At 73.8% G+C, this 23514-nt stretch carries 23 protein-coding genes and 1 riboswitch; of the genes, 7 read left to right on the top strand and 16 right to left on the bottom strand.

The window, feature by feature from the left end; genetic code table 11:
• Nucleotides 1-96: 96 nt before the first annotated feature.
• Nucleotides 97-534 (bottom strand): VOC family protein, encoded by a 438-nt coding sequence (locus OG774_RS14750; RefSeq protein ID WP_328310669.1) that lies wholly within the window; start codon nt 532-534, stop codon nt 97-99.
• 5 nt (nt 535-539) lie between these two features.
• Entirely contained in the window at nt 540-1379 is an 840-nt protein-coding gene (locus tag OG774_RS14745) for a helix-turn-helix domain-containing protein (protein WP_328310667.1), read from the bottom strand.
• A 122-nt stretch (nt 1380-1501) separates the two neighbouring features.
• On the opposite strand from OG774_RS14745, the gene OG774_RS14740 reads away from it, so the two are divergent.
• Nucleotides 1502-1825: a putative quinol monooxygenase gene (locus OG774_RS14740; RefSeq protein ID WP_328310665.1), complete on the top strand. Its 324-nt coding sequence runs from the start codon at nt 1502-1504 to the stop codon at nt 1823-1825.
• Between the two features lie 38 nt (nt 1826-1863).
• Here OG774_RS14740 and OG774_RS14735 read toward each other — a convergent pair whose 3' ends face one another.
• Complete coding sequence (locus OG774_RS14735; RefSeq protein ID WP_328310663.1) at nt 1864-3330, bottom strand: MFS transporter; 1467 nt, start codon at nt 3328-3330, stop codon at nt 1864-1866.
• A gap of 100 nt (nt 3331-3430) precedes the next feature.
• Here OG774_RS14735 and OG774_RS14730 point away from each other — a divergent pair, with 100 nt between their 5' ends.
• On the top strand, nt 3431-3958 hold the full coding sequence (locus OG774_RS14730; RefSeq protein ID WP_328310661.1) for a TetR/AcrR family transcriptional regulator: 528 nt from the start codon (nt 3431-3433) through the stop codon (nt 3956-3958).
• A gap of 196 nt (nt 3959-4154) precedes the next feature.
• Nucleotides 4155-4508: a DUF3040 domain-containing protein gene (locus tag OG774_RS14725; RefSeq protein ID WP_328310659.1), complete on the top strand. Its 354-nt coding sequence runs from the start codon at nt 4155-4157 to the stop codon at nt 4506-4508.
• Nucleotides 4509-4538: 30 nt separating this feature from the next.
• On the opposite strand, the gene OG774_RS14720 is transcribed toward OG774_RS14725, so the two are convergent.
• Entirely contained in the window at nt 4539-5240 is a 702-nt protein-coding gene (locus OG774_RS14720) for a Crp/Fnr family transcriptional regulator (RefSeq protein WP_328310657.1), read from the bottom strand.
• Nucleotides 5241-5331: 91 nt separating this feature from the next.
• Nucleotides 5332-6651 carry an MFS transporter gene (locus OG774_RS14715; RefSeq protein ID WP_328310655.1) on the bottom strand — a complete coding sequence of 440 codons (1320 nt, stop codon included), beginning with the start codon at nt 6649-6651 and terminating at the stop codon, nt 5332-5334.
• 148 nt (nt 6652-6799) lie between these two features.
• Between OG774_RS14715 and OG774_RS14710 the strand changes: the two genes are divergently transcribed.
• The gene (locus OG774_RS14710) at nt 6800-7138 is read left to right on the top strand and encodes a universal stress protein (protein ID WP_328310653.1); all 339 of its coding nucleotides are present in this window, start codon (nt 6800-6802) and stop codon (nt 7136-7138) included.
• A gap of 79 nt (nt 7139-7217) precedes the next feature.
• The gene (locus OG774_RS14705) at nt 7218-8384 is read left to right on the top strand and encodes an MFS transporter (protein WP_328310651.1); all 1167 of its coding nucleotides are present in this window, start codon (nt 7218-7220) and stop codon (nt 8382-8384) included.
• On the opposite strand, the gene OG774_RS14700 is transcribed toward OG774_RS14705, so the two are convergent.
• The 6 genes from OG774_RS14700 to kdpF are packed head-to-tail and all read right to left on the bottom strand — an operon-like array spanning nt 8347 to nt 16104.
• Nucleotides 8347-9030: a response regulator gene (locus OG774_RS14700; RefSeq protein ID WP_328310649.1), complete on the bottom strand. Its 684-nt coding sequence runs from the start codon at nt 9028-9030 to the stop codon at nt 8347-8349. The two genes, OG774_RS14705 and OG774_RS14700, sit on opposite strands and share 38 nt — an antisense overlap.
• Nucleotides 9027-11543 (bottom strand): sensor histidine kinase, encoded by a 2517-nt coding sequence (locus tag OG774_RS14695; protein ID WP_328310647.1) that lies wholly within the window; start codon nt 11541-11543, stop codon nt 9027-9029. The genes OG774_RS14700 and OG774_RS14695 overlap by 4 nt, the downstream gene beginning before the upstream one ends.
• A gap of 16 nt (nt 11544-11559) precedes the next feature.
• Nucleotides 11560-12267, bottom strand: a complete 708-nt coding sequence (locus OG774_RS14690; protein ID WP_328310646.1) for a potassium-transporting ATPase subunit C — start codon at nt 12265-12267, stop codon at nt 11560-11562.
• Nucleotides 12268-12269: 2 nt separating this feature from the next.
• Nucleotides 12270-14360 carry a potassium-transporting ATPase subunit KdpB gene (kdpB, locus tag OG774_RS14685; protein ID WP_328310644.1) on the bottom strand — a complete coding sequence of 697 codons (2091 nt, stop codon included), beginning with the start codon at nt 14358-14360 and terminating at the stop codon, nt 12270-12272.
• Complete coding sequence (gene kdpA, locus OG774_RS14680; RefSeq protein ID WP_328310642.1) at nt 14357-16012, bottom strand: potassium-transporting ATPase subunit KdpA; 1656 nt, start codon at nt 16010-16012, stop codon at nt 14357-14359. The genes kdpB and kdpA overlap by 4 nt, the downstream gene beginning before the upstream one ends.
• Nucleotides 16012-16104 (bottom strand): K(+)-transporting ATPase subunit F, encoded by a 93-nt coding sequence (gene kdpF / locus OG774_RS14675; protein ID WP_328310640.1) that lies wholly within the window; start codon nt 16102-16104, stop codon nt 16012-16014. Before kdpF ends, kdpA begins: the two co-directional genes overlap by 1 nt.
• 240 nt (nt 16105-16344) lie before the next feature.
• Between kdpF and OG774_RS14670 the strand changes: the two genes are divergently transcribed.
• Nucleotides 16345-16947 carry a DJ-1/PfpI family protein gene (locus OG774_RS14670; protein WP_328310638.1) on the top strand — a complete coding sequence of 201 codons (603 nt, stop codon included), beginning with the start codon at nt 16345-16347 and terminating at the stop codon, nt 16945-16947.
• A 3-nt stretch (nt 16948-16950) separates the two neighbouring features.
• On the opposite strand, the gene OG774_RS14665 is transcribed toward OG774_RS14670, so the two are convergent.
• Nucleotides 16951-17343: an ACT domain-containing protein gene (locus OG774_RS14665; RefSeq protein ID WP_328310636.1), complete on the bottom strand. Its 393-nt coding sequence runs from the start codon at nt 17341-17343 to the stop codon at nt 16951-16953.
• Nucleotides 17344-17402: 59 nt separating this feature from the next.
• A riboswitch (cobalamin riboswitch) is annotated at nt 17403-17616 on the top strand.
• Between the two features lie 144 nt (nt 17617-17760).
• Here OG774_RS14665 and metE point away from each other — a divergent pair.
• A complete protein-coding gene (gene metE, locus OG774_RS14660; protein WP_328310958.1) occupies nt 17761-20037 on the top strand; it encodes a 5-methyltetrahydropteroyltriglutamate--homocysteine S-methyltransferase in 2277 nt (758 codons plus the stop codon).
• A 78-nt stretch (nt 20038-20115) separates the two neighbouring features.
• On the opposite strand, the gene OG774_RS14655 is transcribed toward metE, so the two are convergent.
• The 4 genes from OG774_RS14655 to OG774_RS14640 all read right to left on the bottom strand — a co-directional run bounded on the left by OG774_RS14655 (nt 20116) and on the right by OG774_RS14640 (nt 23487).
• Complete coding sequence (locus OG774_RS14655; protein WP_328310634.1) at nt 20116-20730, bottom strand: class F sortase; 615 nt, start codon at nt 20728-20730, stop codon at nt 20116-20118.
• Nucleotides 20731-20738: 8 nt separating this feature from the next.
• A complete protein-coding gene (locus OG774_RS14650; RefSeq protein WP_328310632.1) occupies nt 20739-21590 on the bottom strand; it encodes a hypothetical protein in 852 nt (283 codons plus the stop codon).
• A 128-nt stretch (nt 21591-21718) separates the two neighbouring features.
• The gene (locus OG774_RS14645; protein ID WP_328310630.1) at nt 21719-22816 is read right to left on the bottom strand and encodes an HTTM domain-containing protein; all 1098 of its coding nucleotides are present in this window, start codon (nt 22814-22816) and stop codon (nt 21719-21721) included.
• Nucleotides 22813-23487, bottom strand: coding sequence for a hypothetical protein (locus tag OG774_RS14640; protein WP_328310628.1), 675 nt, complete (start codon nt 23485-23487; stop codon nt 22813-22815). The genes OG774_RS14645 and OG774_RS14640 overlap by 4 nt, the downstream gene beginning before the upstream one ends.
• Nucleotides 23488-23514 lie beyond the last annotated feature (27 nt).

Below are 23514 nucleotides of genomic sequence, written 5' to 3'. Positions count from 1 at the left end.
AGGACTCACGGCGAGCGGCCGTCGGCCCGGCGGACGGTCGGCCACCGTCGTCGGATCCAGCCGGGAGGCTTCGAAGATCGAAGCATCCGCGACACCTCAGGGCCGGGGCGCCCCGTGATAGGTGCCGAACTGCCAGTGGTTGCCCTCCGGGTCGCGCACGGCGACGTCGTGGGAGCCGTAGTCGGTGTCGTAGGGGCCCTGGGTGACCTCGCCGTCGCCGTGGTCCCGGACCCGCGCGGCGATGGCGTCGATCTCGGCGGCGTCGGGTACGACGACGTAGGCGGTGAACGAGCCGGAGGACGTCGCGCGCACGTCGGTGCCCGGGCGCTGCTGGCCCATCATGATCCCGCCGCCGCTGGGCCAGGCCAGCTCGGCGTGCTGCACGACGCCGGCGTCGTCGGCGTAGGCGACGACCTCGACGAACCCGAGGACCTCGGTCAGGAACGCCATGAGGGCGCGGGCGTCCCGGGCCGCGAGCGTGGGCCAGATCTGGGGCGGCGGGGTCTTGGCGTCGGTCGTGGAGGAGATGTCCATGGTGCTCACGGTGCCGTGTCGGGGGTGCCGGCGTCTTGGACGTTCCCGATCTCCTCGGCGAGCCAGCGGGTGGGCGAGCAGCCGGCGAGCGCACCGAACTCCCGCGTGAGGTGGGCCTGGTCGGCGTAGCCCCCGTCGGCGGCGATGTCCGCGAGCCCGAGGGGAGCGCCGGCGACCGCGCGGGCCTGGAGGCGGCGCCGGGCGCGGTCGAAGCGGGCCATCCGCCCCGCGACCTTCGGGGCCACGCCCATCTCGGCGCGGAAGCGCTGGCCGAGGTGGCGCTCGCTCCAGCCGACCTCGTCGGCGAGCGCGTGCACGGGGACGGTGCCGGCCGACCCCACGAGCCGTCGCCAGGCCCGGCGCACCTCGGGGGCGACCGGGCGCCCCGGGGCGTCGACGGCCAGCGCCCGCTGCAGGACGTCGTCGAGCGCGGCGAAGCGCCCGTCCCAGCCCTCGGCGGCCTCGACCCGTTCCTCCAGCTCGCGCGTCACGGCGCCGAGGACGTCGTCGCCGTCGACGGTGATCCCCGCGAGGTCCGAGGCGGGCCGCCCGAGCAGGGCCCGGGCCGCGAGGGGGTCGAGCACGACGTGCACCCCGGATTGGCGCCCGTCGTGGACGATCTCCTCGGGCGTCGTGTGCAGCCCGCCGATCGCCGTGCGGCGCCGGGCCAGGCTGCCGTCCGGCGTGCGCATGACCAGCGGCTCGCCGAACGTGACGATCAGTGTCAGGTACGGCGAGGGCAGGCCGCGGTGCACGCCCGGCGGACCGCCGCGCATGTCGTAGCCGTGGTAGGCGACGTGCCCGCGCAGAGGCGCGCCGGGCACCCCCGACCGTCCGTCCGACACCGGCTCCACTCTCTCAGTGTGGCCCCGGCGGCCGGCGATCGGAACGGTCCGTGGCGGACCCCCGCTCCGCCGCGCGAGGATGCGCACCGCACCCCGACCCCGGACGATGTGGAGAGACGACCTTGATCCTGATCAACGTCAAGTGGACCGTGAAGCCGGAGTACGCCGAGCAGTTCCCGTCCCTGGTCAAGGACTTCACCGACGCCGTGCGCCGGGAGCCCGGCAACATCTTCTTCGAGTGGTCCCGGCACCTCGAGGAGGACAACACCTACGTCCTCGTCGAGGCGTTCCAGGACGACGCCGGCGACGCGCACGTCCAGTCCGACCACTTCCAGACGTTCGTCGCGCAGGCGCCCGACTGGGTCTCGCAGAAACCGAGGATCATCAACGTCCAGAACGTCCCGCAGGACGGCTGGGGCGAGATGGGCGAGATCGAGCCCCGCTGAGTCGAACCCCGCTGAACCGCGGCGCCGGGCCGGCCGGGTCAGACCCCGACCGGCTCGCGCTCCGCGGAGGCCGTTGCGCGGGTGAGCAGCCGCCACGCACCGAGGGCCGTGAGCGCCAGGACGGCGGCACCGAGCGCCGCGGCGCCCTGCATCCCGGCGACGAACGCCTCCCGCGACGCGGTGACGAGCGCGTCGCCCACTCCCGGCTCCAGCGCCCCGGCGTGGGCGAGCGCGCCACCGAGGGTCTCCTGCCCCGTCCGCGCGGTGAAGACGGCCGCGGCGAGGCTGCCGAGCACCGCGGTGCCCAGCGCCCCGCCGAGCTCGTAGCCCGTCTCGGAGATCGCCGAGGCGGCGCCGGCCCGGTCGGCCGGGGCGCGGGCCAGGATCAGGTCGTTGGTCAGCGCCTCCGACAGCGCGACGCCCGCCCCGAGCAGCGCGAACCCGACCACGACCCCGGCCAGGCCGCCGAGGACGGCGACGAGGGCGAGGCCCGTCGCGGCGGACCCGAGCCCGAGGCCGACGAGCGCGGGCGGCGTGAGCCGGCGCGCCAGGCGCGTCGCGAGGAGCGCGCCGGTCACCCCGGCGACGGAGCCGGGCAGCATCCACAGCGCGGCCTCGAGGGGGGAGTGCCCGAGCACCGACTGCAGGTACTGCGGCAGCAGCAGGAGCAGGCCGACCAGTGCGAACACGCCGAGCAGGTTCGTGGTCACCGAGACCGAGAACGACGGGCGGGAGAAGAGCCCGAGGTCCAGGAGCGGGTGCGCGAGGCGGCGCTGGCGGCGGACGAACAGCGTGCCCGCGGCGACGCCCACGGCGGCCGAGAGCGCGGCGCCGACGGTCGGGCCCTCGGTCGCGACGGTCTTGAGCGCGGAGACCAGCGGGAACATCGCGACGAGCGACAGGGCCGCCGAGGTCAGGTCGAACGGGCCCGGGTGCGGGTCGCGGCTCTCGGGCAGGACGAGCGGGCCGACCACCAGCAGCAGCACGATCACGGGGACGTTGATCAGGAAGACCGAGCCCCACCAGAAGTGCTCGAGCAGCACCCCCGCCACCACGGGACCCGCCGCCGCGCCGCCGGAGAACGCGGCCGACCACACGGCGACGGCGGTGGCCCGGCGACGCGGCTCGGGGAACGTGGTCTTGATCAGCGAGAACGTCGAGGGCATGAGCGTCGCCCCGCCGAGGCCCAGCAGGGCGCGGGCGACGACGAGCGTGCCGGCCGTCGGCGCGAACGCCGCGAGCACCGAGGCGATGCCGAAGGCCGCGGCACCCCACATCAGCAGGCGGCGCCGGCCGATGCGGTCGCCCAGCGTGCCCATGGTGACGAGCAGGCCGGCGAGCACGAACGAGTACGCGTCCACGATCCAGAGCTGCTCGGCGGCGCCGGGGTCCAGGTCCTCCGCGAGCACCGGCAGCGCCGCGCCCAGCACCGTCATGTCGATGCTGATGAGCAGCACCGGCAGGACGAGTGCGGCCAGCGCGAGCGCGGGCGACCGGCGGGACATGGCGAGCCTCCGAGCAGGAGCACGAGTGACTGCACCGTCCAGACGGTGCAGTTTTGACGACGGCGAAACTACACCGGCTGGACGGTCTACTGTCAACGTCGTGCCACGCCCGTCACAGCGCGACCGGATCCTCGACGCGTACACGGACCTCGTCGTGACCTCCGGTCCCGAGACCGTGACGCTCGACGCCGTCGCGAGCGCGGCGGGGGTGTCCAAGGGCGGGCTGCTCTACCACTTCGGGTCGCGCGAGGCCCTGCTCGAGGGGCTGCTGGCGCGGGCCCGGGCGCTCAACGACGACGACCTCGCTGCGGCCCGGTCCGCCCCCGAGGGCGTGGCGCGGTACTACCTGCGCACCTCGGTCGACGAGCCGGCCGCCGCGAGCCCCGTCTATCGGGCGACGGTCGCGCTGATCAAGCTCGCGACCACCGAGCCCCGCGCGGCGGAGGCGACACGCCGCTGCCTGGCGGGGTGGCGGGCGGCGCTCACCGACGAGCTCGGCGACCCCTTCGCCGCCGACCTGGTGGCCGCGGTGGGCGACGGCATCTACCTGCGCGCGATCGTCGGCGACTCCAGCGAGGGCCTCGGCGGCGCGATCGAGGAGGTGCTCCGGCGGGCCGGTCCACGGTGAACGGGCGGTCGGCGGCCGGTCCGACGGCGTCGTCCACGGCTCCCGTCGGCCCGACGGTCGCCGCGCTGCGGCGAGGGCCCCTGTTCGGGGCCGCGGCGTGACGGGCTTGGACCCGCGGCATCTCCGCTGGTCGATGCCAGGTACCGGTGGTCGAGGACACGGTGTGAGCCCCCGGCGCCTGACCCATCCTGGGGAGGTGGAGCAGCCAGAGGAGCCGGACCGGGCCGCCGAGGAGACCGCCGCTGAACGGGCCGTCGACCCTTACCGCGCCCCCTTCGACGCGATGGTGCGCGCGCTGGCGGCCCAGGACCCGCGGTTCATCCGCCGGGTCAGCGTCCCCAGGGCGCACCGACCCGGCGTCGGTCACCTCATGCTGCTCGCGGGCCTGGTGAGCACCCTGCTGCTGGGTGTCCTGCCCCTCGCGATCGGGGTCCACACCGGCTCCGTCGTCCTGCTGGTCATCGGCGCGCTGGGCTCGACCCTGCTGCCGGCCGGCGCCCCGCTGGCCGTGCGCATCGTCCTGCACCGGACGCGTCCCCTGATGCGCTGAGCCCGGCCCGCTGGCGCCGGCCCCCGGTGCCTAGACGGCGACCGCGTCCACGCGGCGCCGCAGGGTCGGCAGGTCGCGCACCACGATGCTGCGCCCGTCCTTGACCAGCACGCCCTCGGCGACGAGGCGGGAGAGCTCGCGGCTGAGCGTCACCCGGGTCAGCCCGACCATCAGCGCGAGCTCGTCCACCGGCGGCCGCACGGACAGGCGCGCCGACGTCCCGAGTGCGCCGTCGCCGTAGGCCTCGACGAGGTGCCCGAGCAGCAGGGTCACCCGCTCGCGGGCGGGCAGGCCGTCGAGGAACACGTGCAGGTGCAGCACCCGCTGCTTGTGGGACACCCGGCGGACGACCTCGACGAGCAGCTCCGGGTCGTCGCGCGCGGCGGCGACCAGGGCGTCGCGACCGACGGTGAGCAGCTCGCACGGCGTGATCGCGGTGGCCGACACCTGGTTGAGGCCGCCGTCGAAGCAGACGCCCTCGCCCAGGCTCGCGCCCGGCTCGGCCCAGGAGATCACCCGCACCGTGCCGTCGGGACGCAGCATGTGGATCCGGACCCGGCCGCTGACCACGACGTGGAACGACGACGACGGTTCGCCCTGCCGGTAGAGGTGCTGACCGGCGCGGACGGGGCGCGGGACGCCGAGCGCCTCGATGCGCCGGCTGATGGCACCGGGCTCGCCGAGCAGGAACGGCGAGACGGTCGGCGAGGGTGGAACGTCGTGCGGAGCCATCGCCGTCCTCCGATCCGGCCGCCGGAGCGCGGGTGAGGGGCAGGCTACGGGCCGGACGAGCGTCCCGGAAGGGACGCTCGTCCGGCCGTGCTCACGCTGCCGCGCGCACGGGCGTGGAGGTGATGGACTCGGCGTTGGTGTCGGGCAGCGCGATGGTGCACAGCAGGCTGATCACCGACAGCCCGGCGAGCAGCACACCGATCGCGAGGCTCGACCCCAGCCCCGCGACCAGCGCGGTGGCGATCAGAGGGACGACGCCGCCGCCGAGGACGCCGGCGAGGTTGTAGGACAGTCCCGCGCCGGTGTAGCGGTAGTGCGTCGGGAAGAGCTCCGGGAGCTGTGCGCCCTGCGGACCGTAGGCGATGCCGACGACGCCGAGCACCACCGAGAGCCCCAGCCCGAAGGACCACGCGGTGCCGATGTCGAGGATCGGGAACGCGATGATCCCGCCGACGATGGCGGACGCGTTGCCGATGATGATCATCTTTCGCCGCCCGACACGATCCGACAGGATCGCGCCCACGATGGTGGTCGCGGCGAAGACGAGGCCGCCGATGATCCCCATCGCGAGCACCGTGGTGCGCGGGAGCCCGAGCTCCTGGGTGCCGTAGCTCGTCAGGTAGGTGACGCCGATGTAGAAGAACGCGAACACGGCCATCGTCGAGCCCGCGCCGAGCAGCACCCGGCCCGTGTGGGTGCTCAGCACCTCCATGACGGGCATGCGGGTGCTCGTCGTCTTCTCCCGGGCCATGAACGCCGCGGTCTCGGTGATGGCGAGCCGCACATAGAGGCCGACGGCGACGAGCACGACGCTGCCGATGAACGGCACCCGCCAGCCCCAGGCCAGGAACGCCTCGTTGCTCATGGTCAGCGCGGTGGTCAGGAAGGTGGCGCTGGCGAGTGCGAAGGCCAGCGACGGACCGAGCTGCGGGAACAGCGCGTACTTGCCGCGCATCTTGCCCGGCGAGTTCTCCGCGGTGAGCAGCGTCGCGCCGGCCCACTCCCCGCCGACCGCGAGGCCCTGCAGGATGCGCAGCAGCACGAGCAGGATCGGGGCGGCGATGCCGATGGCACCGGTGGTGGGCAGCAGGCCGATGGCCAGTGTCGAGAGGCCCATGACCAGCAGCGTCGTCACGAGCGTGCGCTTACGGCCGAGCTTGTCGCCGAAGTGCCCGAACAGGACGGAGCCGAAGGGCCGCGCGACGAAGGCGACGCCGAAGGTCGCCAGCGCGAGCGCCGTGCCGGCCGCCGCCCCGAGCGAGGGGAAGAAGACCTTGTTGAAGACGAGCGCGGCGGCGGTGCCGTAGATGAAGAAGTCGTAGAACTCGATCACCGTGCCGGTCATGCTCGCGATCGCGATGCGGCGCATGGGTGGTGACGCGCCGGCGGGCGCGGCGTCGCTCTGACTCACGGAGCCTCCTGAACGTTCGTACGGGTACGCCGAGTGTCCGGTTCAGGAGGATTGAGGTCTGTATCGCACACTACAGACGGAACGTGTCCACGCGTGCTCGCCGAGGTACACACCGTAGCGTGGTCGGCTCAGACATCTCGGGGGATCGATGACGATCTTGGTAGCCGTCACCGACGACGGCACGGGCGCCGTGGCGCTCGGCGCCGCGCTGGCCGAGGCGGCCTGGCGGGACACGGCGGTGGTGGTGCTGAACCTGCGTGCCGGCCCCCTCGCCGTCCCGGCCGGCGCGCCGGTCACCGTCGTCGACCGCACCTCCGGGGTCGAGGACGGCGACGCGGTGCTCGAGCGGCTGGAGGCGGACACCGACGTCGACCTGCTCGTCATCGGCGTCCGGCGCCGCAGCCCGGTGGGCAAGGCGTTCCTCGGCGACGTCGCGCAGCGGCTGCTGCTCGAGGCCGAGGTGCCCGTGCTGGCGGTGAAGACCTAGCGCGCTCCGCGAGGCGGAAGAACCTGCTCGTCTCCCGATCGGTGTGGCCGACCCGTGCCGGTGCTGTGACCATCGGCCGGTGCCGCGATCCCCGGAGCTCCGCCTCACCGTCGCCGGCGCCGCGGTGGTGGGCGTGGCCTACGGGATGGGTCGGTACGCGTTCGGTCTGACGTTGCCGGCGCTGCGCGGGGACCCGTCGCTCTCGGCCGACGGCCTGGACGACGCCGTCCTCGGCCTCATCGCCTCCGCGTCCTTCGCCGGCTACCTCGCGGGCCTGCTGCTCGCGCCCGTGCTGAGCCGCCGCCTCGGGCCGCGGGCCCCGACGACGGTCGGGAGCGTGTGCGGCGTCATCGGCGGAACCCTCGCCGCCGTGGCGCCGTCGCCGGCGGTGCTCGCGGTCGGCACCGTGCTCGCCGGCAGCGCCGCGGGGTGGGTGTGGGCGGCGTACTCCGACCTCGCGGCCGCCGTCGTCGACGCGCCCCGCCGCCCGCGGGTCCTGGCCGTGATCAGCACCGGGACGAGCGGGGGCCTGGTGGTCTCCGGGCTCGTCGCGCTCGCGGTGATGGGCGTGCCCGGCTGGCGGCTGGTGTGGGTGGCGATCGCGGTCGCGTCCGCGGCGGCGGGCCTGCTCAACCTGCGCGGGACGCCCGCGGTCCGACCCTCACGCACCGGGCCGGTGGGACGGATCCCGCTGCGCGGCCTCGCGGTCCCGACGCTGTACTCGGTGGCCTTCCACGTCGGCGTCACGACGTTCTTCACCTGGGCCGCCGACATGTTGCGCCGCAGCGGGCTCGACGCCGGGCTCGCCGGCGTGCTCTACGCCCTCGTCGGGGTGGTCGGCCTCGTCGCGCTGGGCACGGGCGGCTGGTGCGCGCGGTTCGGGACGGTCCGCGTCGCCGCCGCGTGCCTGCTGTCGATCGCCGCGTCGCTGGTGATCCTCGGCGCGGGTGCCGGGTCCGCTCTCGTCGCACTCGGCGCCGCGGTCGTGTTCGCGCCCGGGATCATGGGCGGTGCCGCCGTGCTCGCCGTGTGGACCGCCGAGATCGCCCCGGACCGGTCGGGCGAGGCGCTGACGGTCGTCGTCGCCGTCGGGGCGCTCGCCGCGGTGATCGCCCCGGCCGTCGTGGGCCTGCTCCTCGGGCTCGTCAGCCTGACCGCCGTCCTCGTCGGGCTGGCCGCGCTCCTCCTGGTCACGGCCGGCGGCCTGCTCACGGCTCGAAGCGGTACCCCCGCCCCGCCTCCGTGACGAGGTGGCGCGGGCGCGCGGGGTCGGGCTCGAGCTTGCGGCGCAGGTGCGCGAGGTAGACCCGCAGGTAGTGGCCCTCGGTGCCGTAGGCGGGGCCCCACACCTCGCGCAGGATCTGCTGCTGCGTGACGAGCATCCCGGGGTGGCGCACGAGGTGCTCGAGCACGCCCCACTCGGTGGGGCTCAGGTGCACCTCGGCCCCGTCGCGCACGACCTTCTTGGCGACGAGGTCGACGGTGAAGCTCGCGGTCTCGACCACGGGCGTCCCGTCGGGGGCGACCGCCGCCGCCCGCCGGACCGCGGCCCGCAGACGGGCCAGCAGCTCGGGGACGCCGAAGGGCTTGGTGATGTAGTCGTCGGCCCCGGCGTCCAGGGCGGCGACCTTGTCCACCGAGTCGGTGCGCGCCGACAGCACGATCACCGGCACCGCGCTCCACCCGCGCATCCCGGCGAGGACCTCGAGCCCGGGCATGTCGGGCAGCCCGAGGTCGAGGATGACGACGTCGGGCGGCGGGTGCTCGGCCGCGGCGCGCAGGGCGGCGGCGCCGTCGGCGGCGAGCACGACCGTGTGGCCGTGCGCGGTGAGGTTGATGCGCAGGGTGCGGAGCAGGTGCGGGTCGTCGTCGACGACGAGGACGCGGCTCACGGGACCAGGGCCGGCTTCGGGGCCGCCGGCAGCGACAGCACGGTGGTGAGGCCGCCGCCCGGCGTGTCCTCGGCCTCGAGCGTGCCGCCCATCGCCTCGGTGAAGCCGCGCGCGACGTGCAGGCCGAGCCCGACCCCGGTGGCGGCCCGCCGGTCGCCGAGACGCTGGAACGGGGTGAACAGCAGGTCGCGCTGCTGGCGCGCGACGCCGGGTCCGGTGTCGACGACCCGCAGCTCGACGCGGTCGGCGTAGGCGCTGGCGCGGACGGCCACCGTCGTCCCGCCGCCGTGGCGCAGGGCGTTGTCGACGAGGTTCGCGACGACCCGCTCGGCGAGCCCGGCATCGGCGAGGACGTCGGGCAGGTCCTCGGCGACCTCGACCACCACCCGGTCCGTGGCGGGGTGGACGCCGGCGAGCGCCGCGGCGACGACCTCGTCGAACCCGACCGGCGCCGTCACCGTGGTGACCGCGCCGGTGGCCAGCCGCGAGGAGTCGAGGAGGTTGTCGACGAGCCCGGTGAGCCGGTCGGCCGAGTCCTCGACGGTCGCGAGCAGCTCTTGGCGGTCCTCGGCCGGCATCCGCAGCACGGGGTCGCGCAGGCTCCCGGCCGCGGCCTTGATCGCGGTCAGCGGCGTGCGCAGGTCGTGGCCCACGGCCGAGAGCAGCGCGGTGCGCAGCCCGGCGGCGTCGGCGCGGCGCTGCGCGTCGGTGGCCTGGGCGGCCATCCGCCGGTTGCGCAGCGCGAGCAGCGCCTGCCCGCTGACCGCCGAGAACAGGGCGCGCTCGCTCGAGGTGAGGGTGCGGCCGGTGCCGACGAGGTGCACGCCCTCGTCGATCTCGACGTCGGCGTCGGCGTCGGCGGGTCGCGCGCACGGGGCTCCGCCGGTGCACGCCGTGGTCTCCCAACCGGTGCCCGCCGAGCGCTCCAGCAGCGCGACCGTCGTGAGGCCGAACGCCTCCCGGACCCGCTCGAGCAGCTTGGGCAACGGGTCGGAGCGCGAGAGCACCACGCGGGCGAAGGAGCCGAGGAGCGTCGCCTCGGCGCGGGCCGTGGCGGCCTGGGCGGCGCGACGGTCGGCGCGGTCGACGACGGCCGCGACGAGCAGCGCGACCACCACCATCGCCACGATCGCGAAGGCGTTCTCCGGCTGGGCCACCGAGAGCGTGTACAGCGGCGGGGTCAGGAAGACGTTGAGCAGCAGGCCGCCACCGATCGCGGCGACGAGCGCGGGAGCGAGCCCGCCGATCATCGCCGTCACCACCGTGGCCAGGAAGAACAGCACCACGTCGGTGGAGAGGTCCACCGACTCGCGCAGCGCCACCCCGAGCACGGTGGCGAGCACCGGCAGCAGCACGGCCGCGGGCCAGCCCCAGGCCTGGCGACGGGCGGGCAGGGAGAGGCGTGGGCGCCGTCGGGCCTCGCCCGCCTCCGCGTGGCTCACCAGGTGGACGTCGATGCTCCCGGACTCGGCGATCGTCGCGGCGCCGATCCCGGGGTCGACCAGCCGCGCCCACCGCGAGCGCCGCGACGTCCCGAGGACGAGCTGGGTGGCGTTCGCGGTGCGCGCGAACTCGAGCAGCGTGGCCGGCACGTCGTCGCCGACCACCGTGTGGAACGACGCCTCCACGTCCTCGGCGAGGCGACGCAGCTCGGGGCCGGCGGACCCCGCAGGCCCCGCCGTCGCCAGGCCGTCCCCGCGCAGCACGTGCACGCAGAGCAGGTCCGCCGACCCGCTGCGCCGGGCGATCCGGGCCGCGCGGCGCAGGACCGTCGCGCTCTCGGGTCCGCCGGTGACGGCGACGACGACCCGTTCCCGGGCCTCCCACACCTCCTCGACACCCTCGGCGGTCCGATAGCGCTGGAGCGCGACGTCGACCTGGTCGGCCACCCACAGCAGCGCGAGCTCACGCAGCGCGATGAGGTTCCCGGTGCGGAAGTAGTGCGCGAGCGAGGCGTCGATCTTCTCGGGCCGGTAGATGTTGCCGTGCGCCATGCGCCGCCGCAGGGCCTCCGGGGTGATGTCGACGAGCTCGATCTGGTCCGCGGCGCGCACCACGGCGTCCGGGATCGTCTCGCGCTGGCGCACGCCGGTGATGCGTTCGACGACGTCGCCGAGGGATTCGAGGTGCTGGACGTTGACCGTCGAGATCACGTCGATCCCGGCGGCGAGCAGCTCCTCGACGTCCTGCCAGCGCTTCTCGTGGCGCGAGCCCGGCGCGCAGGAGTGCGCGAGCTCGTCGACCACGCAGACCTCGGGCGCCCGGGCGAGCACCGCGTCGACGTCGAGCTCGCGCAGCTCGGTGCCGCGGTGGTCGAGGACCGTGCGGGGGAGGACCTCGAGCCCCGCGAGCAGCGCCTCGGTGCGTGCCCGCCCGTGGGTCTCGACGAGGCCGACGACGACGTCGGTGCCCCGCTCGAGGCGGCGGTGGGCCTCGTTCAGCGCGGCGTAGGTCTTGCCCACGCCGGGGGCCGCGCCGAGGTGGATGCGCAGCTCACCGCGTCTGCTGGACACCTCCTCATCCTGCACCTCAGCGGATACCCGGCGCCGCCGCGACGAGGGCTGCGTCGAGCGCCGGGACGTCCACCCGCGGCTCCCCGAGCACCCCGAGCGACCGCCCGTCGGTGGCCTCGGCGACGAGCGCGCGGACGCGGTCCTCCCCGAGCCCGGTGACGCGGGCGACGCGGGGCACCTGCAGCGCCGCGTAGGCGGGACTGATGTGCGGGTCGAGCCCGGAGGCCGAGGCGGTGAGCGCGTCCGGGGGAACGGCGGCCGGGTCGACGCGTTCGCGGCCGGCGATGGCGGCCCGGCGCTCCGCCACGGCCGTGCCCAGGTCCTCGGCGGCGGCACCGAGGTTGGAGCCGCCCGAGGTCGTCGGGTCGGCGGGGCCGAGACCGGCGACGGCGAAGTCGGGCGCCGACGCCGACGGCCGCGTGTGGAACCAGGGGTCGGCGGCCGGGTCCGCGGGGACGGGGTCGATGCCGATGAGGGACGAGCCGCTCGGGAGACGGAGCGGAGCGGAGGTCGACCCATCGATGCTCGGCGTCAGGGAGCCCTCGGCGTGGTGCTCCAGCCCCGGCAGGCGCGAGACGCCCCAGATCGCCGCGGGGTAGACGACGCCGAGCAGCACGGTCAGCGCGAGCAGCACCCGCGCCGCGGCGGCGAGCTGGCGGCGCAGCGCGGTCCCGGTGACGGCCGGCTCCCGCGCCGGTGCCTCGGGGTCGAGGGTGGTGGTCATGATCAGCCGATCCCCGGCACGAGCCGGACGAGGAGGTCGATGAGGTAGATGCCGACGAACGGGACGACGATGCCGCCGAGCCCGTAGACGAGCAGGTTGCGCCGCAGCAGCCGGTCGGCCGACGACGGGCGGAAGCGCGCGCCGCGCAGGGCGAGCGGGATGAGCGCGACGATGACCAGCGCGTTGAAGATGACCGCGGAGAGGATCGCCGACTCCGGGGTGGCGAGCGCCATGACGTTGAGCGCCCCGAGCTGCGGGTAGAGCGCGAGGAACATCGCGGGCAGGATCGCGAAGTACTTGGCGAGGTCGTTGGCCAGCGAGAACGTGGTCAGCGCGCCCCGGGTGATCAGCATCTGCTTGCCGACCTCGACCACCCCGATGAGCTTGGTGGGGTCGGAGTCGAGGTCGACCATGTTCCCGGCCTCCTTGGCGGCCGCGGTCCCCGTGTTCATGGCGACGCCGACGTCGGCCTGGGCGAGCGCGGGCGCGTCGTTGGTGCCGTCGCCGGTCATCGCGACCATCCGGCCGCCGGCCTGCTCGCGGCGGATCAGCGCGAGCTTGTCCTCCGGCGTGGCCTCGGCGAGGACGTCGTCGACACCCGACGCGGCGGCGATGGCCCGGGCGGTCACGGGGTTGTCGCCCGTGATCATGACGGTCCGGATGCCCATCGCCCGCAGCTCGCCGAACCGCTCCGCGATCCCGGGCTTCACGACGTCCGACAGCTCCACGACACCGAGCGCCCGCCTACGTGCGTGATCTTCTGAGCTATAGCTCAGAAGATCACGCACGGAGGAGGCGACCACCAACGGCGTCCCACCGCGCTCGGCGATCTCGCCCGACAGGCGCTCGAGCTCGGCGCGCTCGGCGTCGGACACCGCGTCGCCCAGCCACGCCAGCACCGAGGACGTCGCGCCCTTGCGGAGCTCGCGGCCGTCGAGGTCCACGCCCGACATGCGGGTCGTCGCGCTGAACGGGACGAACTCCGCGAGCGCCTCGCGCGCGCTCGCCTCCGCGGGCAGCCCGTGCTCCTGTGCGGCCAGGGCGACGATCGAGCGCCCCTCCGGCGTGGTGTCGGCGAGGCTCGCCAGCCGGGCCACCTCGGCGAGCTCGGCGACGTCGACCCCGGCGACGGGGTGCAGCGCCGTCGCGCGCCGGTTGCCGAAGGTGATCGTCCCGGTCTTGTCGAGCAGCAGCGTCGACACGTCGCCGGCGGCCTCGACCGCACGGCCCGACGTCGCCAGCACGTTGCGCTGCACGAGCCGGTCCATCCCGGCGATGCCGATCGCCGAGAGCAGCGCGCCGATCGTGGTGGGGATGAGGCAGACCAGCAGCGCCACGAGCACCACCAGCGACTGCTGGGCCCCGGAGTACCCGGCCATCGGCTGCAGGGCCACGACGGCGAGCAGGAACACGATGGTCAGCGCCGAGAGCAGGATCGTCAGCGCGATCTCGTTGGGCGTCTTCTGCCGCTGCGCGCCCTCGACCAGCGCGATCATCCGGTCGACGAACGACTCGCCGGGCCGCGCGGTGATCCGCACGACGATGCGGTCGGAGAGCACGGTGGTCCCGCCGGTGACCGAGGAGAGGTCGCCGCCGGACTCGCGCACCACCGGCGCGGACTCGCCGGTGATCGCCGACTCGTCGACGGTGGCGATGCCCTCGACGATCTCGCCGTCGCCCGGGATCGTCTGCCCGGCCTCGACGACGACGTGGTCGCCAACGCGCAGGTCCGTCGCCGGGACCTCCCGGCCGTCGGGCGTGTGCGCCACGGTGTCGGTGCGCGTGGCCCGCAGCGCGTCGGCCTGGGCACGGCCGCGGCCCTCGGCAGCGGCCTCGGCGAGGTTCGCGAACACCACCGTAGTTCCCAGCCACACCGCGATCCACCACGCGAACACGCTCGGGTCGAGGACCGCCGCGACGGTGACGACGACCGAGCCGACCCACACCACGAACATCACGGGGTTGCGCACCTGGTGGCGCGGGTCGAGCTTGCGCAGCGCCGTCGGCAGCGACTCCAGGAGCAGCGCGGGCCGGAAGGCGCCGGCGCCGACGGGCCGGCCCGTGTTCTGCGGTCGTTCGAGGACGGCGGTCATGCCAATCCCTCCGCGAGGGGGCTCAGGGCCAGGGCGGGCAGGAAGGTGATCGCCGCGACGAGCACGATCGTGCCCGCGACGAGCACCGAGAACAGGGGCGTGCCGGTGGAGAGCGTCCCGGCCGACGGGGCGACGCGGGGCTGGCGGGCGAGCAGCCCGGCCAGGGCGAGCACGGCGACGATCGGCAGGAACCGGCCGAGCAGCATCGCGACCCCGAGCGTGGTCTGGAAGAACCCGCTGGTGACCGTGAGCCCGCCGAACGCCGAGCCGTTGTTGTTCGCGGCCGACGCGTAGGCGTAGAGGACCTCGGACAGCCCGTGCGGCCCGGAGTTCGTCAGAGCCCCCGGGATCCCTGGGCGACCCGCGGTCGACGGCAGCGCGATCGCCAACCCGGTGCCGAGCAGCACCAGCGCCGGCATCGTCAGCACGACCACCACCGCGCACGTCACCTCGCGGCGCCCGAGACGCTTGCCCAGGTACTCCGGCGTGCGCCCCACCATGAGCCCGGCGAGGAACACCGCGACGATCGCGACGACGAGGATCGAGTAGAGCCCGGTCCCGACCCCGCCCGGCGTCACCTCCGAGAACAGCATGTTCAGCAACGCCCCACCGCCGCCGAGCGCCGAGAAGCTGTCGTGCAGGGAGTTCACCGCGCCGGTCGACGTGCCCGTCGTCGAGTTCGCGAAGAGCGCCGAGCCGGGGATCCCGAAGCGCACCTCCTTGCCCTCGAGGTTCGCCCCCGCGAACGACGCGCTGCGCGCCTCGGCGGTCCAGATCACCGCGAGCATCGCCGTCCACAGCCCGCCCATGACGGCGAGCAGCGACACCCCCTGGCGGATCGAGCCGACCATGCGCCCGAACGTCCGCGTCAGCGACACCGGGATCACGAGCAGCAGGAAGATCTCGAGCAAGTTGGAGACGGGATTCGGGTTCTCGAACGGGTGCGCGGAGTTGGCGTTGAGGATGCCGCCGCCGTTGGTGCCGAGCTCCTTGATCGCCTCCTGCGACGCCGCCGGCGCCAGCGCGATCGTCGACGGACGTCCGTCCGGACCGACCACGTCGACCCCCGCCCGGAGGCTCATCACGACGCCGAGGGCGACGAGCACGACCGCGGCGAGGGCGGCGATCGGCAGCAGGATGCGGGTGCAGCCGCGGACGATGTCGACCCAGGCGTTGCCCAGCCGGTCGGTGCGGCTGCGGACGAAGCCGCGGACCAGGGCCACGGCGACGGCCATGCCGACGGCCGCGGAGACGAAGTTCTGGACGGTCAGGCCCACCATCGCGACGGCGTGGCCCATGGTCGTCTCGGGCACGTAGGACTGCCAGTTGGTGTTGGTGACGAACGAGATCGCGGTGTTGAACGCGACCCCGGGCTCCACCGCGCCGCGGTCGAACGACCACGGCAGCAGCGACTGCAGGCGCTGCAGCAGGTAGAGCAGCACGATGCCGGCGAACGAGAACGCGAGGATCGCCACGGCGTAGGTGCCCGCTCGCTGCTCCGAGCGCGGGTCCACGCGCACGATGCGGTAGACGAGTCGTTCCAGCCGCCAGTCGCGCGCGTCGCTGTAGACGCGCGCCATCCAGTCGCCGAGGGGACGCCACGCCGCCGCGAGCAGCACGAGCAGGACGCCGACCTGCGCGAACCCGGCCATCAGAACCTCTCCGGGCGCAGCAGGGCCACGACGAGGTAGATCAGCAGGCCCAGGGCGACGAGGCCACCGAGCACGTTCGCGGCGGCGCTCACAGCCGGTCCAGCCCACGGACGGCGAGCAGCAGGATCGCGAAGACCACGATCACCGCGCCCGCGTAGAGGAGGTCGAGCACCGGTTCCCCTTCGACGTCGACACCGCCCCGACGGCGGTGTGCCGATCACCGAGCCTCCGCCCGCCGGCGCCCCGCGAGGGCCGCGTTGACGCGACGTTGACGCCGGACGGCCCGCGTTTTCACGTCCCGTCAGCCCGGTGTGACGCGGCATGCTGGAGACGTGAGCGCACCCGAGGTGAAGCGACTGGGGATCCTGCTGTTCGACGGCGTCGAGGAGCTCGACGCCGTGGGTCCGTGGGAGGTCCTCTCCTGGTGGACGGCGAACTTCCCCGACGACGGCTACGTCGCGACCCTGTTCTCCGTGGACGGCGGGCCGGTGACCTGCGCGAAGGGTATGACGATCGTCCCGCAGCACTCGGCCGACGACGTCGGGCCGCTCGAGGTGCTCCTGCACCCGGGCGGGCGTGGCACGCGTCCCCAGGTCGAGGACCCCGCGCACCTCGACCGCGTGCGGTCCTGGCGCCGCGACGTGCCGCTGATGACCAGCGTGTGCACCGGCTCGCTCGTCTACGCCGCCGCCGGCCTGCTCACCGACCGGCCCGCCACGACGTACCACGCTCAGCTCGACACCCTCGCCCAGCTCGACCCGAGCATCGAGGTCCGGCGCGACGACCGCTACGTCGACTCCGGCGACGTGATCACCAGCGCCGGCGTCTCGGCCGGCATCGACATGGCGTTCCACCTCGTAGTGCGGCTCGTGGGCGTCGAGCGCGCCCGCCAGGTCCGCCGGGGCATCCAGTACGACCCGGAGCCGCCGGTGTAGCCGTCACGACATCCCATCGAGCTCGCGGAGCACCGCCATCGCGTCGTCGCGGCGCTCCCACGGCACGAACAGGTGGTCGTGGTGGAAGCCGGCGACGGGGTTGGTGCCGATCCCGGCGTCGGCGAGCGCGCGGGTGATCACGGCGAGGAAGCCGACGGCCTCGAGCGCCGACGCCACGCGCAGGGTGATCCCGGCGCAGGGGAACGCGCCGGTCAGGCCGTGGGCGTCGGCGTCGGCGGCGGTCACCACCGCCGAGAACCCCTCGTCCTCGCGCATCGTCGCGAGCGGCGCGAGACCGTTGGGGAGCTCGGGCACGGAGACGAACACGTAGCGGTCGGGGTGCAGCACCGGGTCCATCCCGGCGAGCAGGCGGACGGGATCGGTGTCGCCGGGCATCCGGGCATCCTCCCGCTGCCCGTGACGGCGGACACAGGCTCTCCGGGCCTGTCCGGGTTATGGTCCCGGGCGCTGGTGGTTCCCGGTCCGTCCTCGCGGCGGTCCGGGTGGCAACAGGGAACCCGGTGCGAATCCGGGACTGCCCCGCAGCGGTGAGTGGGAACGACCGCCGTCACAGAGCACTGGACACACGTCCGGGAAGCGACGGCCAGTAGGTGGCGCATCCGCGCCTCGCCCGCGAGTCCGAAGACCTGCCATCGGTGCGTGCGCCGACCGTCGGCGCGCGCGGCTGGCGGAGTCTCGTGGGGGGACCCGTGGCGTTCCGGTACCGACGTGTGGTGCCGCGCGCACGACCGACCCGTGCCGACTCTCGCGAGCCCCGACCGCTCGACGAGGAGAAGAGCCGTGTCACGTGCACTGTCCGGCCCCATCGGGGCCACCGTCCTGGGGTACCCCCGCATCGGCCCGCGCCGGGAGCTGAAGAAGGCCCTCGAGGCCTACTGGAAGGGCGCGGGGACCGCCGCCGACCTCGAGCAGGTCGCCGCGGACCTGCGGGCGCAGACCTACCGCGAGCTGGCCGAGGCCGGCCTCGACTCCCAGCCGACCGGCACGTTCTCGTTCTACGACCACGTCCTCGACGTCACCGCGATGATCGACGCCGTGCCGCCGCGCTTCCGGCCGAACGGGCGGCGCGAGGGGACGGCGCTGGAGGAGTACTTCGCGATGGCGCGCGGCACCGCATCCACCGCGCCGCTGGAGATGACCAAGTGGTTCGACACCAACTACCACTACCTCGTCCCCGAGATCGGGCCCGACACGGCGCTGCGCCTGGCCGACGAGACGCCGGTCGAGCGCGTCCGTGAGGCGGCGGCCGCGGGCGTCACCGCTCCCCGGCCGGCCCTGGTCGGCCCGGTGACCTACCTGCTGCTGGCCAAGGCGGCCGACGAGGCGCCGGAGGGCTTCGACGCGCTCGACCGTCTCGACGACGTCGTCGAGGTCTACGCGCAGCTGCTCGCGAAGCTCGCCGACGCCGGCGCCGCCTGGGTGCAGCTCGAGGAGTCGGCGTTCGTGAACGACCGCGCCGACGCCGAGATCGAGGCCCTCCGCCGCGCCTACGACCGCCTCGCCGGCACCACCGACCGTCCGCGGATCCTGGTGACGACCTCGTACGGCGACCCCGGTCCGGCGCTCGACGTCCTCGCCGAGAGCCGCGTCGACGGCATCGGTCTCGACCTGGTCACCGCCCCGCACCTGGCGGACCGTGTGCCCACGCTGCCCGCCCTGCGCCAGAAGACCGTGGTCGCGGGCCTCGTCGACGGCCGCAACATCTGGCGGTCCGATGTCGCGCGGGCGATGTCGCGCGCGGCCACGCTGCTGGGGTCGGTGGGCGAGATCGCCGTGTCGACCTCGTGCTCGCTGCTGCACGTGCCCTACGACGTGACCGTCGAGACGACGCTCGACCCCGGTGTCGTCGCGCGGCTCGCGTTCGCCCGTCAGAAGCTCGACGAGGTCGTCCTCCTGGGCCGCGTGCTGCGTGGTGACGAGTCCGAGGAGAGCCTGCGGCAGGCCGTGGCGGACGCCGCGAGCGACGCCGCGACCGGCGGCGACGCGGCCGTCCGGTCCCGGGTCGCCTCGATCGACCCCGCCGACCGCACCCGCACCGAGTACGCGGTGCGGGCCAAGGCGCAGCAGGCGCGGCTCGGGCTGCCGCCGCTGGCGACGACGACCATCGGCTCGTTCCCCCAGACCCCCGACGTGCGCAAGGCACGCGCCGACTGGGCGAACGGGCGTCTCGACGACGCGTCCTACCGCTCCCGCATGCAGGCCGAGATCGAACGCGTGGTCCGGCTGCAGGAGGAGATCGGGCTGGACGTGCTGGTGCACGGCGAGCCCGAGCGCAACGACATGGTGCAGTACTTCGCCGACAACCTGCCCGGCTTCGCCACCACGGAGCTGGGCTGGGTGCAGTCGTACGGCTCGCGCTGCGTGCGCCCGCCGATCCTGCACGGCGACGTCTCGCGCCCGGAGCCGATCACCGTCGAGTGGGCGCAGTACGCGCAGTCGCTCACGGACAGGCCCATGAAGGGGATGCTCACGGGCCCGGTCACGATCCTGGCCTGGTCGTTCGTCCGGGACGACCAGCCGTTGGGCCGGACCGCCGACCAGGTGGCGCTCGCCCTGCGCGACGAGATCGCCGATCTCGAGTCGGCGGGCATCTCCATCGTCCAGGTCGACGAGGCGGCGCTGCGCGAGCTGCTCCCGCCGCGCCGGGCCGAGTGGGCCGCGTACCTCGACTGGGCGGTCGGCTCGTTCCGCCTCGCCACCGGCGGCACGTCCGAGGAGACGCAGATCCACACGCACCTCTGCTACTCGGAGTTCGGCGACGTCATCGACGCGATCGACGGCCTCGACGCCGACGTCACGACGATCGAGGCCGCGCGCTCGCGCATGGAGGTCCTCGCCGACCTGCAGGCCGTGGGCTACTCCCGCGGGGTCGGGCCGGGTGTCTACGACATCCACTCGCCGCGCGTCCCCGAGCGCGAGGAGATCGCCTCGCTGATCGCCGAGGCGCAGCGGGTCGTGCCGACCGACCGGCTGTGGATCAACCCCGACTGCGGCCTCAAGACGCGGGGGTACGAGGAGGTCGAGCCGACCCTGCGCGCGATGGTCGAGGCGGCGCGGGCTGCGCGGTAGGAGCTCGCGGTAGGACTCGTGACGGAACGACCGAGGGCCCGGGGCGGATCGTGCTCGCCCCGGGCCCTCGGCCGCCGGTCAGATCTTCTGCACCTCGACGAAGTCGGCGTAGACGATCACGTTGGAGAGATACGACCGGGCGCTCCGGTCGTAGTCCCCGCCGCAGGTGATGAGCCGCAGCTGGGGGTTGGCGGTGTCGTTGTAGACCGCGTCCGTCGGGAACGAGTCCTTCGGGATCGTGTCCACCCGCGACACCTCGAACACGGCGCGCTGGCCGTCGGCACGGTCGATGAAGACCTGCGAGCCGGCGACCACGTCCTTCAGGTTCGCGAAGATCCCAGGCTGGCCGCCGCCGTTGACGTGGCCGAGGACGATGCTCGGCCCGACCTCACCCGGCGTCGGGCTCTGGTCGAACCACGACGCCTGCATCGGCTTGGAGACCGGCGGCACCTCGAGGCTGCCGTTCTCCTGCAGCCCGGTCGGGACGAGCGACGACTCCGCGGAGATCGACGGCACGGTGACCCGGGTCGGGGCGGACGCCGCCAGCGGCGCGGGCGAACCGAAGCCCGAGGGACCGGACGAGTTCATCCCGACGACCAGGGCCAGGCCCACCAGGACGACGATCAGACCGATCGAGACGTTCGTCATCGAGATCCCGGACTTCTGCTCCGGGCCCTTGTCGGTGATGCTCATCCGCTCGCTCAGTTCCCCGTGTCGACGCCGCCGGACGGCACGCGCTTGACCTGCGTCGCGTACACCTCACCGACGGGGCGGTAGTCGTACCAGTAGTGGTTCACCGAGCTGTTGAAGTAGCAGACGGTGCGGGCGTGGCCGTGGCTGTACCCGGAGCCGTGGCGGTAGCCCGAGCCGTAGTTGTCGCCCTCGTCCGTCGTGGTGAGGGTGGCGCCGCTCGTGTCGATGTCGGCGTCCGTGTCCGCGTCGCTGCCCGAGCCGGAGTCCGTGGTCGGCTCCGCGGCTCGCAGGCCCTGGGCGCCGGAGAGGCCGCTGGAGCTCACGGACGGGAGTCCGCCGCCGGAGGTCACCGACGGGAGTCCGCCGCTGCTCGAACCGCCACCGCCGGATGAGGTCCCGCCGCCGCCGGATGAGGTCCCGCCGCCGCCGGCGGACCCGCCGTTGGTGATCGGGCCGGTGCCCGGGTCGAGGACGCTGTCGAGGGGCGTGTCGGCGGCCGGGTCGGTGACGGGGTCGGTGCCCGGGTCGAGGACGTCGTCGAGGGGCGTGTCGGCGGCCGGGTCGGTGACGGGGTCGAGGACCGGGTCGGTGCCCGGGTCGGTGACGGGGTCGAGGACGGGGTCGAGGACGGGGTCGATCGGGTTGCTGTCGGTGTCGGTGCTGTCGGTGCCGTCCGTCGAGTTGTCGGTGTTGTCGTCACCATGGCCGTCCCGGTTCGGGTGGCCGTGGCTCGACACCTCGACGCAGGTGTCGCCCGAGTAGTAGTCGGTCGCGGACGCCGACCCGACGCCCAGCGAGCCGATGAGCAGCACCCCGGCCCCGAGCACCAGGAACCGGCGCTGCCTCTCCTGACTGATCATGTCCTCTCTCCGTCCCCGGCCCTCGCCGGCCCGTTCCGCGTACTGGCTGTCGCCCCGTCGACGTTGACCACGTCGCCGCTCACCCATTCGGTGTTACTTCTGAGTTGCCTCGTGACCAAAGCGTTAGCTCAGGTGTCGGACAATGCCCTCGGCTGTTGCCGGTGTGGCACTGCGCTCTCCGCCGGGACCACCAGCTCCTCGGGCATGGTCGACACCTCGATCGCCGGCAGGTGGTCGGGCGTCCGGGCGTCGGGCACCGCCACCTCGACGGGCTGCGGTTCGGGTTCCGGCGCTGACCTCGGGAGGGCCTCCGCGCGACGTCGACCCAGATGCGCGATCCGGTCGCGGACCCACCGCAGCACCCGCTCCGCACGCTCGGGTGGGAGGAAGGCCAGGTAGAGCGTCACGATCGTCACGCTGAAGAAGCCGACGGCCAGGGTGAGCTCGATCGACAGGTGGAGGAGCACGCCGATCGCGAGCACGTAGGGCCGCGCCGTCTTGTTCCACACCAGGACGCCCACGGCCAGCTCCCCGGCGAGGGTGCCGTAGGTGGCCAGCTGGGTGAGTAGCAGCGAGTCGGTGACGAACGACGGGACCGGGACACGGCTGACCTCGCCGATCCGCACCGCGTAGGACACCGCCGTGCCGTCGCGCCAGTGCGCACCGCCCGCCTTCTCCCAGACGGTGGAGATGTAGATGACGCTGAGCTGGATCTGCGCCAGGCGCAGGGCCCAGGGTGCCCGCCGGGGGAAGCTCCACATGTTTGCGCGGTCGGCGCGCCAGCGGTCCACCGACACCGCGGAGCCGGCCGGCATGAGGAGCACGTAGAACGCGACGATCCGCAGCAGCGCGTCGCCCGCGTTGAAGGCGAGGGGGGCCGAGCGGGTCACCGACATCATCACGACGAACACGACCAGGGCAGCCACACGTGTGCGGAACCCGACGGTGAGCGCGACAGCGGCGAGCAAGCCGGCCACCCACATCACCCACACCAACGGCGTGCCCAGAGTGAGGGTGAAGAGCGTCCACCCGCCGGCCGGCAGTTGGCGGGCCGTGATGACACCGTCCGCACCGAAGAACGGGTCGAGGACGGGGACGAGGGACAGCATCCACGCGGTCGCGAGGACGCCGAAGACGATGCGGATCACCTCGACCGGCGCCGTCGATCGCGGTGCGAACCAGAAGCGGTTCCAGCCGTTGCATGCTCGCGTCCATCGGGCGGTCATCGCCGGCTCACCGGGGTCGTGAAGAACGGGATCTCGCGCCACGTCCCCTCGTCGGGGCCCGGGCCGGGCGGCAGGTTCTGCCGGTTCTCGCGGACAAGCGTCACGCGGACCGGCTCGTGTCCCGCCGCGCGGTCCTGGTCGGCGATCCAGCCCGCGAACGCCACGCGCTCGCGCTCGGCCGTGCGCTTCCTCCAGAGTTGCTCGGCGTACTTGCGCCAGCGGTAGTCCCAGTACTCGGTGATCCCGATGCCGCCCTCCATCGGATAGACACCGACGGTGCCGTCCGTGCGGTCGACGCGAGCAACGACTTCGTTGGTGGTGGTCGGCGGGCTGGGGGAGAACACACCCCACCCCTGGTCGACTCCGGACGCGAGCAGGAAGGGGCGCGTCACGTCGCGCAGCTCCTCACGGAGCTGGGACCTCGGCGCGACGCTCGCGAGCATCCCCAGGAGGACGAACACGATCAGCGCCGAGAGGCCGAGGCGTTTGCCCCTGCTCAGTGCGGGTGCGTCGTCCGCGTCCCCGTCTACGGACGGGGACGCCGCGTCCGGGGCGTCCGGCTCCCGGGTCGTCGTGACCATGTTCCCCGACCTCTCCACACCGGTGTGTCGTTGGGAGAGGAATCGGTGGAACGCGCTGAGCGTTACGGAGCAGTTGTCGTCACGGTTCACCTCATTGACCGCTGAGGTGTCGCTACG

This window comes from Actinomycetospora sp. NBC_00405, assembly GCF_036044095.1.
GTDB lineage: Bacteria > Actinomycetota > Actinomycetes > Mycobacteriales > Pseudonocardiaceae > Actinomycetospora > Actinomycetospora callitridis.
The sequence above is the reverse complement of the archived record's forward strand: the minus strand, read 5'-3'. Positions and strand labels throughout refer to the sequence as shown.